13 protein-coding genes are annotated in these 14,731 nt (G+C 54.7%); 8 read left to right on the top strand and 5 right to left on the bottom strand.

Annotated elements, in window-relative coordinates:
• Window positions 1–11 precede the first annotated feature (11 nt).
• Window positions 12–584 carry a TetR/AcrR family transcriptional regulator gene (locus BISA_RS06745; RefSeq protein WP_033890961.1) on the bottom strand — a complete coding sequence of 191 codons (573 nt, stop codon included), beginning with the start codon at window positions 582–584 and terminating at the stop codon, window positions 12–14.
• Window positions 585–684: 100 nt separating this feature from the next.
• Between BISA_RS06745 and BISA_RS06740 the strand changes: the two genes are divergently transcribed.
• Window positions 685–1,983 (top strand): NADH:flavin oxidoreductase/NADH oxidase family protein, encoded by a 1,299-nt coding sequence (locus tag BISA_RS06740; protein WP_033890959.1) that lies wholly within the window; start codon window positions 685–687, stop codon window positions 1,981–1,983.
• A gap of 66 nt (window positions 1,984–2,049) precedes the next feature.
• Here the strand turns inward: BISA_RS06740 and BISA_RS11980 are convergent, their stop codons facing one another.
• The 4 genes from BISA_RS11980 to BISA_RS06720 form a co-directional block, all read right to left on the bottom strand.
• A complete protein-coding gene (locus BISA_RS11980) occupies window positions 2,050–3,225 on the bottom strand; it encodes an FAD:protein FMN transferase (RefSeq protein ID WP_051917389.1) in 1,176 nt (391 codons plus the stop codon).
• Between the two features lie 27 nt (window positions 3,226–3,252).
• The gene (locus BISA_RS06730; protein ID WP_033890957.1) at window positions 3,253–3,894 is read right to left on the bottom strand and encodes a flavodoxin; all 642 of its coding nucleotides are present in this window, start codon (window positions 3,892–3,894) and stop codon (window positions 3,253–3,255) included.
• Between the two features lie 95 nt (window positions 3,895–3,989).
• A complete protein-coding gene (locus BISA_RS06725) occupies window positions 3,990–4,694 on the bottom strand; it encodes a flavodoxin (protein WP_202806956.1) in 705 nt (234 codons plus the stop codon).
• A gap of 77 nt (window positions 4,695–4,771) precedes the next feature.
• Complete coding sequence (locus BISA_RS06720; protein WP_033890956.1) at window positions 4,772–5,389, bottom strand: TetR/AcrR family transcriptional regulator; 618 nt, start codon at window positions 5,387–5,389, stop codon at window positions 4,772–4,774.
• A 194-nt stretch (window positions 5,390–5,583) separates the two neighbouring features.
• Here BISA_RS06720 and BISA_RS06715 point away from each other — a divergent pair, with 194 nt between their 5' ends.
• The 7 genes from BISA_RS06715 to BISA_RS06690 all read left to right on the top strand — a co-directional run bounded on the left by BISA_RS06715 (window position 5,584) and on the right by BISA_RS06690 (window position 14,677).
• Entirely contained in the window at window positions 5,584–6,750 is a 1,167-nt protein-coding gene (locus BISA_RS06715) for an iron-containing alcohol dehydrogenase (RefSeq protein ID WP_033890954.1), read from the top strand.
• 2 nt (window positions 6,751–6,752) lie between these two features.
• Window positions 6,753–7,922, top strand: coding sequence for an MFS transporter (locus BISA_RS06710; RefSeq protein ID WP_152597194.1), 1,170 nt, complete (start codon window positions 6,753–6,755; stop codon window positions 7,920–7,922).
• A 35-nt stretch (window positions 7,923–7,957) separates the two neighbouring features.
• Window positions 7,958–8,515, top strand: a complete 558-nt coding sequence (locus BISA_RS06705) for a flavodoxin family protein (protein ID WP_033890951.1) — start codon at window positions 7,958–7,960, stop codon at window positions 8,513–8,515.
• Window positions 8,516–8,528: 13 nt separating this feature from the next.
• Window positions 8,529–8,660, top strand: coding sequence for a hypothetical protein (locus tag BISA_RS13480; protein WP_272945246.1), 132 nt, complete (start codon window positions 8,529–8,531; stop codon window positions 8,658–8,660).
• Between the two features lie 75 nt (window positions 8,661–8,735).
• Window positions 8,736–9,764, top strand: a complete 1,029-nt coding sequence (locus tag BISA_RS06700; RefSeq protein WP_051917388.1) for a lipid II:glycine glycyltransferase FemX — start codon at window positions 8,736–8,738, stop codon at window positions 9,762–9,764.
• Between the two features lie 159 nt (window positions 9,765–9,923).
• Entirely contained in the window at window positions 9,924–12,446 is a 2,523-nt protein-coding gene (locus tag BISA_RS06695; RefSeq protein WP_033890949.1) for a YhgE/Pip domain-containing protein, read from the top strand.
• Window positions 12,446–14,677 carry a YhgE/Pip domain-containing protein gene (locus BISA_RS06690; protein ID WP_033890948.1) on the top strand — a complete coding sequence of 744 codons (2,232 nt, stop codon included), beginning with the start codon at window positions 12,446–12,448 and terminating at the stop codon, window positions 14,675–14,677. The genes BISA_RS06695 and BISA_RS06690 overlap by 1 nt, the downstream gene beginning before the upstream one ends.
• Window positions 14,678–14,731 lie beyond the last annotated feature (54 nt).

The following is a 14,731-nucleotide window of genomic DNA, read 5'->3' as shown; positions in this document are numbered from 1 at the left end:
GGAAGTAATACTTACTCCACGCCACGCAATAATGCATGTGCGTAATCGTGAAGCTGCGTACGGCTGAGCGTATGACCGCGCAGATACGCCCAATCAAGCACCAGCATCACAGTGTTGGCATAATGGTCGGCAATCAGATCGGTCGGTAAAGTGAAGCGGTCGCGGTCAATGCAGGTGCGAATGATTTCACGTGCCTGATTCTCGATGAACATGTGCAGACTGGAGAATAGCGGACCTTCAGGCGGGTTGTTCTCCAGTACTGTGCGGAGCAAGTCTGCATTGGACTCCAATATGTCGGCCATTGCGTCGAGCGCCGTATCCACACGGTGCTCCGGCGCGGTCAGTGCGAGATCGGCAAGATTGGCCTGCTTAGACAGTGCGGTCCAGCAGTAGTTCAGCAAGTCGTCGCGGTCTTCGAAATAGTTATAGAACGTGGCGCGTGGGTAGCCAGCGCGTTCGCATAGTTCGTTGACACTGATGTCGGCGAACGGTTTTTCAGCAAGTAATGCTGTGATTGCGGTAAAGAACGCATCGAGCGTGCGCTGTGTGCCGCGTGTGATCTTGCCGGTGAGGTCTTTCTTCATGACTTTTCAGCATATCCTATCGTCCAGAATTTTGCACTTGTCCAAGTTTATGCTAATTTAGACAACTGTAAAAATATGGACGTTTGGAAAGTTGATTATTATGGCAAATGACAAGAAGGCGGTAACACCGGTCGCTGAACCACTGACTCTGCCTTGCGGTGTGACGGTGAAGAATCGGTTTTACAAATCCGCGATGAACGAGGCGCTCGCTTCGCACGACTGCGCGCCGACCGAGGCTCATGTTCGCCTTTATCGTGCTTGGGCGCAGGGCGGCGCTGGCGTGCTCATCACCGGCAATGTGATGGTCGACCACACTCAGCTTGGCGAACCCGGCAACATTGCCGTTGAAGACGAACGAGACCTCCCCATGTTGCGCCGATGGGCGGCAGCTGGTGCCGAGAATGGCACGCACTGCTGGATACAGATCAATCATCCCGGCCGCCAGTCGCCCATTACCATCAATCAGCATCCTGTTGCGCCAAGTGCAGGCAAAGTTGACGGCGAATACGGGAAGTTTTTTGCTGAGCCGACCGAGTTGACGCATGAACAGATTCACGACATTATTCGCCGATTTGCCAATACGGCACGCATCGCCAAGAAGGCCGGTTTCACCGGTGTGGAGATTCACGCGGCGCACGGTTACCTCATCAACCAGTTTCTTTCGCCGCTTGATAATCGCCGTACCGACGAATACGGCGGCAGTCTTGAAAACCGCGCACGCTTCTTATTCGACGTATTCGATGCGGTACGTGCGGCGGTTGGACCAGACTTCCCGATTGCCGTGAAGCTGAATTCATCCGACGTGCCGATCGCCATCAAGGTCAACGAGCAGAATGGGGCGCCTGGGGGATTCAACGAAGAGGAATCCATCTGGGTCATGAAACAGCTGGAAGCTCGTGGCGTTGACCTTATCGATATCTCTGGTGGCACGTACTCCAAGCCGGTTATCCAGACCAATGACGGTGCGGCTGAGGATCGCAGGCGAGGAGTCTACTTCACCGACTTCGCGCGCCGCATCAAAGGCGAGCTGAGTGTACCAATCGCACTGACTGGCGGATTCCGCAACGCGGACGACATGGAACATGCGCTGAACGAAGGCATCACGCAGATGATCGGCATTGCGCGACCGCTCGCGCTTGTACCGGACCTGCCGAACCGCATCATCCGCGATGGGTGGTGTGGAAGCGTTGATTTGCCAAGGGTTTCGACCGGCGTCAAGCCGCTAGATAAGGCGTTCGGCGGCATCTTGGTTATCAGCTGGTTCGAGCTGCAAATGCATCGCATTGCGCGTGGCAAGAGCCCGAATCCACGCATCGGCGGCATGCGTGCACTACTGTTCGCCTTGAAGCAGCATGGTCCCGCAGCACTCGCTCCGCGCCGCCGTAAAGGGCATCAGTGATGTCATGAGTCGAGGCCGTTCCGTATCTGGGAGGCAGCCATTCGGTCGCGCAGAGCGCCCTCGGGGTTAGCAGCCGATTCGTATCAACGTGCCGTCGCGGCGGATAAGAACCGCGGCGAGAATCTCCGGACGCGAGTCAACGAATCGTTTGGCTCGCATTGATCCAAGTGCAAGCATCGTGGTCGAATAGCCTTCCGCATCCAATGATGCATTGGCGATGATGGTTGCACTCGCCAGATCAGTGCAGACTGGATAGCCGGTATGCGGGTCGAGAATGTGGTGGTATGCAACGCCATCGGCAACGAAATGTCGCTCATAAGTGCCGCTGGTGACTATTGAAATACCATGTTTAGCTGAAATCGTTTGTAAGTTCGCGCCCTCACAAGTACCGCGCGAACATACAAACGATTTTGGCGAGCAATTCGTTTGTAAGTTCGCGCGGGGTTCGTCGATGCGCGAACATACAGACGATGCAAACGATGCAGTGGATTCCACTGGACCTGAAGATGCCGTGGGCTGATATTTCAGCATGATTATCGGCTCGGCAGGAGCGGTGGGGCAAGGAATACTGACGGTCCACCCATGATGCGGCGATGGGATACCATGCATGACCGTGTTGCCGCCCAAATCAATGAGGAAATTCGTGCAGCCTGCCTCCAGCAGGATTGCCGCAAGCTGATCGGCAATCCATCCTTTGGCTATACCTCCCAGATCGATGATGGATTGAGGGTCGGATAGGCGGCATCGGTATTCGCCGGCGGCTATATCCTGTTCAAGCTCAATGGTTCTAAAGTCAACGTGGGGGAGTGCGGTCGCTACCGCTGCTTGCGAAGGAACCGTCTGATTGCGCCAATTCCACAGTCGCACTAATGGCCCGATGGTGATGTCGAACAGGCCTTCGCTCTCCTCGCAGTAATGCTTTGCCGCTTCGATGAGTCTGGCCGTTTGCGAATCAATGCGAATCCATTCGCCGTGAGCATTATTGATGGCAGATACGTCGGAATGCGGCAATGTGCGTGAGAACAAGCGTTCGAATGTGCGGCAATGCTCGATAAGCGATTGCAAGAGCGTGGTAACCCTCGGCAGGTCATCGTCGTCGATTCGCACGTCGATATGAACTGATGTATCGAAAGCGAAGAATCGGCAACGAGCCAGCCCGCTCGCATCGTCAATGGTGATGGATGCGAGATGCTCGCGCGGAATCGGGTCCATGATGCTTGACTGGTTGGCGGATGAAAGCATGATGTCTCTTGGCTCGTTGCCTGATCGCTACCGGGCGGTTTCGCTGGTGAGCTTATTCAGCCACTGGTTGGTGGCGTCGTTGGAGTTTGCTGTCAGGCCATCGCCGATGGTCGCATTCGGCGCGGCTTTGCGCAGCAAGTCGTAGCTGTCCTCGATTGGCGTGTATGAGCTTGTGCAGAACGGATAGATGGTCTTGCCGTCAAAATCGTAGGATTCGAGGAACGTGGCGATGAACATCGGTGCCGTGCCCCACCAGATGGGGTAGCCAAGCAAGATGGTGTCGTACTGGTCCATGTTCTCGACGTGGTTCGTCACGGCTGGTCGTGCGTTCTCGTCATGCTCTTTTTCGGCGCGAGCGGCGGCTTCGGAGTAGTTGCCATATGATTCAGCCGGTTCGATTTTGAACATGTCTGCGTCGGGGAAACGCTCATGCACCTTCTCGGCTACATTTTCGGTGTTGCCACTGAACGAGTAGTAGGCGATAAGTACTTTTCCGAGATCGCCGTTGCCGGATGTGTCGTTACTGTTGCCGGATGAGGATTGCGGTGCCGCAGTCGTATTGTTCGTCTGGGTGCTGTTCGATGATGTGCATCCTGCGAGCAGTGGCAGCAACGTCAGCATGATGGTGGAAAGTGCTGCGATGATTCGCGCGCGAGTTGCGGTGGGCATGGATGATTCTCCTTAGCGAGATTGATGTTTTTGGGTAGGCTCGCGCCTGCATATGGGTGTGATGCGAAATAAGAGAGAGGGGAATGGCTTAAGGCTTAGGCTTCGAGCGACTTGATCCAGGCGTCTAGATCGGCGTCTGCGCTGCCCACGTCGTTGCGGGAGACGGAGAAACCGTTATCGATTACGGTGGCGTTCGGCTCAAATTCCTTGATCTGTTCGATGGTGCCGGCGAATCCGGATCCGCCGTGCACGGTGAACGGCACGATGGTCTTGCCGGAGAAGTCATAGCTATCGAACAAGGTGTGCAACGGCATTGGCAATTGGGCGTTCCAGATGGGGAAACCGATGAACACGGTGCTGTAGCTATCGAGGTCGGCGATGGTGTTCCGCAGTTCCGGTTCGTTATTGTTGTTCATCTCGTTGACGGCGAAGTCGATGAGCTCGTCATGGTCGGCCGGATATTCCTGAACAGTGTCGATGCGGAACAGGTCTGCGCCGGTCTGCTGTTGGATGAGATTGGCGATGAGCTCCACGTTGCCATATAGTTCGCCGTCGCGTACGACGCGGCTGGCTCCAGCCCGAGTGTCGGTCCCAGTGGGTTCAGGCATCGAGAAGTAGAAGATCAGCGCATTTGACGTGGAGATTGGCTGCTGGGCGGCGTCTGCGGATTGACTGTTGGAATTGGGGTGTGTGGTTGTGCCGGTGACGCTGGACGTCTGGCTGGCGCCGCAGCCTGCAAGCATCGCGCCGGAAAGAACCAGTGTGCCGGCAATGGCGAAGGTCTTTCGCAAAATCAGCATACGCGGTTGGCGAACAGCATACATGGGATGGCCTTTCTGCAGATACGGATGATGTGAGAATTCGGATGATGTGGGGATTATTGGTTGGACGCGCTGGAATCGGTCGACTGATGATCGAGCTGCTGCTGATATCCCGGCACGGCGTAGGCCATGCCATGCGTGACCAATCCAATCGACAGTTCAATGAAGTCTTCCAATGGCATTTTCTTGCCGTCGGCGACCCATTGGCGGTACAAGGTGGGGGAGTTCGACTCGAAGAACGCGTATACGATGTTCTCGGCCAATGGGTCGAGATGCAGCGCGCCCTTGTTGTGTTCGCGGCGGTAGTCCATAATGCGGCGGCTGATACGTTCATAAACGGAGCGATAGCTTGGCTCGCACATGATGCGTTCATGCAGTTTCGACTGTTTCGTGGCCATCGTCATATAGAACCTGACAATGCCGGCGATGTCGTCGATGCTGGCGTATGACACATCCTTGCCGGTGAATTCCGCGACGGTTGGTTCGATTACTACATCGTCCATGAGTTCGTCGATGGACTGATAGTGCAGGTAGAACGTCTTTCTGTTGATATGGGCTCGTGATGCGAGCTCGCTGACGGTGAGCTGATCGTAATCAAGCTCGCACACCATCTGCTCGAACGCCGATTTGATTGCCGCACGGGTTCGAAGGACTCGCAGATCGGATTCGTTCATGGCTGCTCCTTTCTTGGTTTATGCCACATCATCCGTGTCTGTGTGGCGTAATCATCATACTGTTTCGTTGTGTCTCTTGCTTGATTTTCAAGCCAGTAATATTGTTTATACCACACACTGAGTAATAAGTAACAGAGCGTGTTATAAAATAACGAAACATAAGTTATGGCAACAAAAACAATGAAAGGCACATTATGCGTAACTTCGCATTCAGCTACCCGACCCGCATCTATTTCGGCAAGGATTCCGTGCGTGATGCACTCACCAAGGAAATGCCAAACATGGGCGAGACCGTGATGCTCGCCTATGGCGGCGGCTCAATCAAGCGCAACGGCATCTATGACGAGATCACGGGAATTCTCACCGAGGCCGGCAAAACCATCGTCGATTTCGGCGGCATCATGGGCAACCCCACGTATGCAAAGGTTCAGGAAGGCGCCAAACTCGCACGTGAAAACAACGTGGACTTCATTCTGGCGGTTGGCGGCGGTTCCACCATCGACTGTTCCAAAGCCGTCGCCTCGCAAGCCAAACTCGACGAAGACCTGTGGGACATGGAATATAAGGAGCGTCGCTTCCCGACCGATTCGCTGCCGGTCGGCGCAGTGCCCACCGTTTCCGGAACTGGTTCGGAAATGAACGGTGGCGCGGTCATCACCAACGAGGCCGTGAACATCAAGGGTGGTCTGTTCGCGGCCACGCCTTGCTTCGCGGTGCTTGATCCGAGCTATACGCTCACCGTGAAATTCCGTCAGGCTATTTCCAGTGCCTTCGATTCGTTCAGCCATTGCATGGAAACCTATTTCGGCTCGCCGCGAACCGACAACGTCTCCGACGACATCAACGAGGCGATCATGCACAACATCATCCGCAATATCCGCAAGATGGTCGCCAACCCGAACGACTATGAGGCTCGCAGCGAACTCATGTGGGACTCTGCGATGGCCGAAAACGGCATCCTGAAAATCGGTAAGGTCACCGACTTCCAGTGCCATCAGATCGAGCACCAGCTCGGCGCATTCACCAACTGCATCCACGGCGAAGGCCTTGCGGTGATTCATCCCGCTTTGTACCGTCACCTTGCTCCGGCCGCACCGGAAAAGTTCGCTCGCTTCGCCACCGAGATCTGGGGCATCGACCCGGAAGGTAAGGACACGCTTGAAGTCGCACTTGCCGGTATTGATGCGCTCGCCCAATTCATCAAGGAGATTGGTCTGCCTACCACGTTGCATGAGCTCGGCGACACGGCGGCCGACGATGAAACCCTCCGCAAGGTGGCTGATACCTGCAACATCCAGCCCGGTTGCTGCAAGCAGCTCGACCGTGACGAGATCTTCCAGATCCTTCAAGAGGTGAAGTGACGGTGACGCTTGCCCATCGTCGCTTCGTCGTGCCATGCCTGATGGCCTGCACGTTCGCGATTCTATGCTCGGAAACCGCGATTATCGGCATTCTGCCGGACGTCGCCAAGCTGTTTCAAGTGAATCTGGCACAAGCCGGCATCATGGTCAGCGCATGGTCAATCGCGGTCGGACTCTCCGGAGCCTTCCTTCCCGCGGCATTATCGGGATTCGACCGGAAAACCATTGCGCTGGCCAGCATGGCGGTGTTTACGGTGTGCAATATTTGGTATGCAGTATCGACAGTGTTCGCTACGGCGCTGATCGCCCGCATTATTCCCGCCATCGCGCAGCCCGTGTTCCTCTCATCCGCGTTCACCGTGGCTGCCGCCAGTGTGGAACCAAAGCAAGCGCCGAAAGCGGTCTCCAAAGTGATGATGGCATTATCAGCCGGCACGGTGGTCGGTCTTCCGCTCTCGCGCATGATTGCGGACCGTATGGGAGTGGCTGCGGAAATGATTGCACTCTCAGCCATATCCCTGCTGGCTTTCATCATGGTGTGGATGTTGATGCCGGCGATTCCTGCCGAACGCCAATCCGGCTACTTCGCACAGGTCAAAACCGTGTTCACTTCCGTCGCGGGAATTTCGCTCCTCGCCACTGTTGCTTTGCAGGCGTCGGCATTTAGCCTCTACGCCTATATCACCGAATATTTCAGTGCGGTAATGGGCATTGGTGATGTCGCATTGCCGGTCATGCTGTTCGTCTTCGGTGCGGTTGGTGTGCTTGGCAGCTGGATAGCCGGCCGTATGCTCTCCACCGAGCCGCAGTTCACCCAACTCGTTTATGGCATGTTATTGCTTGCTGTTCTGCTTGCGGTACTGCTGATTCCTGGCCGGGCGATAGCTCAGGTTGCCGTAGTGATTCTCTGGGGCATTCTGTTTGGCGTTGGCAATAGTCTCCAGCAGTACATTGTGACCACCTCCATGCCGACTGCTCCTGAATTCGCCAACGGCATGTCGATTGCATTCGGCAACGTCGGCATCGCTGTAGGCACGGCGGTCGGTGGTGCAGCTATCACTATGTACTCCATCCGGGCTGCCGCAGGTGCGGCCTGCCTGTTCGCTGCGATACTGCTCGCATTACTGCCGCTGCGCGTGCGACTCAACAATCAGGCTGGTCGCAAGCGGTAATTGTTATCTCCATCTTCATCGTAAGGAATCCAATCATGACCTCGTCGAACGCACTCATCATCACCAGTTCGCCCACCATCAACGGCAATGGTGATGCCATCGCCGCCATCGCCGCGGCCGAGCTAACGCTCTATGGAGCAAGCGTAACTACAATCCATCTGCGGGATCTCGATATTCATCCCGTTGCTCCGGGTATCGACTCCGTTGCCAACTCAGCCGAACCGGATGATGATTTTCCGCAGTTGCTCTCCGCGGTCCATGCGGCAGATGCAATCATCGTTGTTTCGCCTGTCTATTACAACAACCTCGAAGCGAAACTCATCGCAGCTATCGACCGACTGTATTATCCGATCGCATTGACGCCGGGCTATGAGTGCGGTCCCAAAAAGAAGCTCGGTGTGATTCTCACATGCGAAGGATCCAGCGCAGAATGGCTCAAACTTTTGGTGGACCGCACGCTGACCAAGTCCCTGCGCGCCAGTGTGACCGATGTGAATGTCGAAGTATTCGATCATTGCCCGCCGCTCTACGGTCGTTTCCTGGACGCCGGTTATCGCAAACGGGTTGCCGACCTCGCCCGCTGGTGCATGTGAAGGATGATTGGCAATGGTGAATGACAATGATGGGCAGCGTATTGGTAACTTCGACCAATTCAAGCATGACGACCCCGAGTTTACCGCTATTATCAATCGATTTGTCGGCGGGGATGTAACAGAGCAGTGGCGTGTACTGCGATAGGTGCAGCAATTACCCCGATTTATTCGTCCCCCCCCCCTCTAATTTGAGCTGCATTGGGTAAGAAAGGTTGTCGGAATGCTTACGGTTGAGAAGATAACATTTGAAGCGTTCGTGGAGGAGTCTTCTGCTTGCGATGTCGCAATGCCGCTTGAACAAACCCAGATTTGGGCGGATTATCAGCAGACTATTGATGGCCGCAAGCCGTGGGGCGTGCTGGCCGTGTTGGATCAAGGCGAGCCGGTCGCCATGCTGTCGCTGATTGAATATCAGACGCATGGCTATCGATATCTGCGGTCTGCTCACGGACCGGTATGGTTTATCGTGCCTAATCCTGGTGTGGAGCGCAATGCGGTTCGAGCTATTCGCGAATATGTTCATCGAGCGGATTCAGGCATTGTATTTGTCCGTCTTGATCTTTGGACTGATACGGGTACACATCCAGTGCTTTCGACAGTGCCGTATGACACCACTGTTGTTGTTGATCTGGCGGGTGGAGCGGACGCGATTCTTGAGCGCATGCGCAAACGTGGCCGTCGTGATGTGCGTAAGGCATTGCGCGAGTCTGCTGCCGTATGCGCTGATGAAACGAATCGCGCTGTTGAGGATTTCAGCGAATATTACTCCATCATGGTGGATACAGCGCACCGCGATGGCTTCATGCCGGCTCCTCTCATGGACTATGTGGACATGATGGAAGCCCTAGGGCATGAGCATTGTCGCGTATTTGCCGCCCGTATCAAGGGGCGGGTAGTGGCATGGCTGATGGTGACCATATATGAAGGTTGCGCGGTGTATTACTATGCATGCGCGTCCGCGGATGCGATGAGCAATCTTGTGCCGGACAAGCTCATCTATACGATGATGTGCGATTTAGGCAATGAAGGCTGCGTAAGCGTTGATTTGATGGGTGTGGGCAGCGATTTCGCTCCATCATTGCATGCCTTGACTACGTTCAAATCCAAGTTTGCGCAAGAGACTACACCGGTTGCGCCGGCGCGCGATGTGCCGGTACGCAAATCGATGTATCGGGCTCTGGCGGCAGCTAAAAGTGTGCGTAGCATCTGGCGCAATATTACTTCATTGTTGCAGTATCGCGAGCGCTGAGCGCAAGAATACGAAGCGGTAGTTGTGCATTGGCAATGAACACAATCGTGGACTCTGTTCATTGCGTTGTGTGAACCTTTCCTCGATAATGTGTCCAGGTTAAATAGACACTCTGTTGTCTGATTAACGATTGATGGACGCAATTGGGAAGGACTTGGCATGCGCAATGTATGGAAAGTGTTCGTGCGGGATGTTCGTAGGATATTTGCAGTGCCCGCCGCGGTGATCATCGTCCTCGCATCCTGCTTCGTGCCTGGACTGTACTCATGGTTCAACGTGGCGGCGAACCTTGATCCATACGCCAACACCGGTAATGTTCCGATCGCAGTGGCCAATAACGACCGAGGAACCTCAGTGAACGGTTCCGAACTCAATGTGGGCAACCAGACCATGAAAGCGCTCAAAGGCAACCATGACCTGGGATGGCGTTTCGTGAATGAAGAACAAGCCAAAAATGGCGTGGAATCCGGCGAATATTATGCGGCCATCATAATTCCCAAAGACTTCAGCGCAGACCTGACGAGCGTACTGCAAGGAAAATTCACGCGTCCGGAACTTACGTTCTACGTCAACGAGAAAGTCAATACGCTTGCACCGAGAGTGACACAGTCCGGTGCCAATGCGCTCGAACAGCAGATCAACGAATCATTCGTTTCCACCGTCAGCTCCACGGTCACCAAAACGCTTTCCAAAGAAGCCGGCAAAATGAACGATTCGCTGAACGGAACGGCAAATCAACTGGATAAGAAACTCAGCGATGTTCAATCCAGCATTACCACAGCAAAGAACAAAGTCGGCGATGCCCAGACCGCTATCGACGACTCACGCTCCACCATTGTTGAGGCGCGGCACAGCATCGCAAACATTTTGGGTCGTTCGAGCGCATTGTCGGCAAGCATCAGTACCACGGCATCATCCGTTGACTCTGCGCGCACAAACCTTTCATCATTCCAGCAATCCCTCAATGCCGTGGCCAGTCAAGGACAAGCGGGATTCGGCGCTCTCTCAGGCCGGATTGACGGCACGGCGGGTGCTATCAACGGCAATGCAGAGGAAATCTCGGGTAAGGTCAGTGCTTCACTGTCCACCCTTGAATCCGCCAATGATGCGTTAGGCGATGCCATTGCGGCAATGGAATCAAATTCCCAATTTGCCGACTCTGATGCCCTCGCGCAGGCGAAACAGCAGCAGAGCGACCTCGCCTCACAAATCGACGTAATACAACAACTGAACGATGGCATACCGTCTTCCATACAAACCTCAAACAAACAACTATCCGATTCACTCAACGCACTGAGCAAGAAGACCAACGGTCTGTCCGCGCTGTCTGCGAACGCGTCAGCAAAAATCGACGCTAATCTAACCGGTATCTCCACCCAACTTGTCGCACTATCGGGAACCGTGAGCGGCGCATCGGCATCCCTTACCCAGCTTGACGCAAGCCTCGATCAATTCGACAAGACGCTTGCCTCGACCTTCGATGTGATGCAGCAGACCGGCGAAGCCCTCGACCAGATAAACGATTCCATGAAACGCACGCAGGCTGATTTCGCCGTACTGCGTGCCAGCGAAGCATGGGCCGGGGTCAAAGGTCTCGCAAACGTGGACGCGGATCAGGTGTCCGCATTCCTCGCATCCCCGGTCGGATTGACAACCCGTGAATACTATCCGATGAGCAACTATGGCACAGCCATTGCGCCATTCTTCACCAATCTGGCCTGCTGGGCAGGTGCATTCGTGGCGCTCACGCTGCTGCGCAATGATGCCGATTCCGAAGGTATCGACCATCTCACCCCGAAACAGGCGTTCCTCGGGCGTTGGCTGCTACTGATGATCGTCGCCGCGCTGCAAGGACTCGTTATCGCATCAGGCAATCTCATCATCGGCATTCAATGCAACGTGCCGTGGGCATATTATCTCGGCACCATAGTTTGTTCGATGACCTACATATCCATCGCATACAGTCTGGTCATGATGTTCAGGCATATCGGCATGGCCCTAAGCGTCATATTCCTGATACTTCAAGTACCAGGTGCAGGAGGTATGTATCCGATTGAGATGATGCCGCGTTTCTATCAGATGCTGTATCCCTTCCTGCCGTTTACCTACGGTGTCGAAGCACTGCGGGAGGCAATTGGCGGCTTCTATCATGCCAACTTCTGGACCCGGCTGTTGCAAACCACAGTGTTCGCACTGGTGTTCTTGCTGTTGGCGCTCTTGTGCCGACCGGCGCTCGCCAATCTCAACGATTTGTTCAACCGTGAGTTGTCGGACACCGATTTGATCAACACGAAGCGACTGGAAATAGTCGGCTCCCATCGCAACATCATGATTACAGTGCGCAAGATGCTTGCCGACCCGACTTGGGGCGTGGGCGTGCGGCGCAGGGCGGAAAAGTTCGAACGGCTGTACCCGCACTTGATTCGCCTTGGCCTCCATCTCATCTGGCTCGTGCCGGTCGTGTTCTTCGCGGTCATGATGATCGTCGGACCAGGTATAAGTTTCTTGGTCGTATGGTTGGCGCTGATTGTAGTGGTGGATATCGCGCTCATCATCATCGAATACATTCACCACAATCTGCCGCAGCAGGCGCATGACACCACTATGGGAGCCGAAGGACTGCTGCATTCCGCCGTAACCGCAGTGATCGGCGGTGGCATGAATGCAAAGGAGACCCACTGATGCGAAACGTATGGATTATCTTTCGCAATGATATGAAGCGCATTCGCAGCAGTGTGATAGCGCTCATCATTGCCATCGGTCTGATTCTTATGCCCTCGTTCTACGCGTGGTTCAACATTTACGCCAATTGGAATCCGTACAACAATACCAGCGGCATGAAAGTGGCGGTTGCCAATTCCGATAAGGGATATCAAGGCGATATGCTTCCGGCACAGGTCAATGTGGGCGATCAGGTGGCGAACGCGTTGCGTGCGAACGACAGTCTTGATTGGACGTTCGTCAGCGAAACGGAAGCCAAGAACGGTGTGAAATCCGGTGAATACTATGCAGCCATCGTGATTCCGAAAGATTTCAGCACTGATTTGTTCTCAATGCTGAACGCGGATGATTCCGCAAACTCCACGAGCTCCACGAAAGCGGAGCAAGCGAAGCTCCTCTATTATGCCAATCCGAAGAAGAACCCGATAGGTTCCACAGTCACTAATCAAGGCGCTTCCACTGTGCGCCAGCAGATCAACGATACGTTGACATCGGCAGTGGCGAAAGCCGCAGCCGGCACTCTCGATTCAGTGACCTCCTACCTTGATGAGGATTACAGCGCGAGGTCCATCAGCACGTTAAGTACCAGACTCCGCCAACAGTCAACCGATCTTGCCAATACCGCCCAACTGGCTTCCAACTATGCCGATCTTGTCGATTCCGCAGCTGCGCTGCTTGACGCATCATCCAAGGCAATGGGGCAGACCAAGGACTCTTTGGGAGCGCACGCCGTTGATGCCAACAACATTTCCAGTAAGCTCTCGAACGCAGCAGACGCGGCGGATAAGGCCAATACCAGTGTGATTAATGGGCTTGATGCTGCAGCTGATGCTTTCGATGCCGTTGCAACCAATGTCGAGACCGCGCTGGGCAAGCCCGCTGATGGGGCTGCAAATACCGCTGCATCGCTGCGTGACATATCCAAGAATCAGGTTCAGCCGATGATTAAGAGCCTGACTGAATACCGCAGCACCTTGGTGTCCATCCGCGACTCCACACAAACGGAACCAGCCAAAGCGGCGATCGACCGCGCAATAGCCGACGTCGATCGCACAATCAAAAGACTCAACGATGTTGATGCCAAAATCAATGACGCTGCCGGCAAAGCGGAAAGCAAAAGCCAGTCGATTACGGATGCGGCGAAGGACATTGCCGATCAGGCGCGAGCCGGCGCGCAATCGATACGCGATGTGAAGCGGTCATATCAGGAGAATGTGGTTGCTTCACTGTCAGGTGTAATCGACTCCGCTAAACAAGCCGGTAAGGATGCCGCCGAACTTCTCAATGACACGTCATCCACGCTTACAGCGGTAACACAGAATATGGATGGTCAATCCGGAGCGCTGAGCAATATTCGCGAGCTATCCGGTAATCTTGGCACGGTACATGACACGTTGCTTGAACAGTCGAACAAGCTTGGCTCAACCGCCGACAGTATCGACAAAGCCCTGGCCTCCGGTGGAGTGGATGCCGTACGCAAACTGTTCTCGCAGCCCACGGATACCATCGCTCTGGCCATGTCCACTCCTGTATCGATGAAACGAATCGCCGTATACCCCGTGTCCAACAACGGTTCCTCGATGACCCCGTTCTATACATTGCTGGCCATCTGGGTGGGTGTCATGTTCCTAGGCATTATTCTCAAGACCAATGTTTCAGTGCGGATAGTCGCAACGCTGGACCGTCCGAAGGCTTGGCAACTGTATCTAGGCCGTGGACTGACATTCGTGGCGTTTTCGCTGGCACAGACCACTGTGCTGGGACTTGGCGATTTGTTGTACCTGAGGGCGCAGGCGGACAATCCGTTCCTGTTCATGCTGTGCCTATGGTGGTCGTCGTTTGTGTGCTCGATGTTCATCTATACGTTGGCGGCTGTGTTCGGTAATCCCGGCAAGGCGCTCTGTGCACTGTTGATGGTTTCGCAGATTGCCGGCATAGGCGGAACGTTCCCTGTGGAAATACTGCCGACTGGATTCAGACAGCTATACCCGTACCTGCCGTTCTCCCATGCCATCACGGCACTGCGTGAAACGGTCGGCGGATTCTACGGCAATGTCTATTGGGAACAGATGGGCCGCATGGGCGTATATCTGGCCGTTGCATTGCTCATCGGTTTAATGCTGTACGAGCCGGTGAGCCGCGCGATGACAAAAACCAACAAGTTGCTCTCCAGTACGGTGGCGCTGAACTGAAATAGTGGCTGAAATAGGGGTAGGCTTGTGAAGCAGAGGGCGCTACTCGGTCGG

Source organism: Bifidobacterium saguini DSM 23967 (assembly GCF_000741715.1).
Classification (GTDB): domain Bacteria; phylum Actinomycetota; class Actinomycetes; order Actinomycetales; family Bifidobacteriaceae; genus Bifidobacterium; species Bifidobacterium saguini.
The sequence above is the reverse complement of the archived record's forward strand: the minus strand, read 5'-3'. Positions and strand labels throughout refer to the sequence as shown.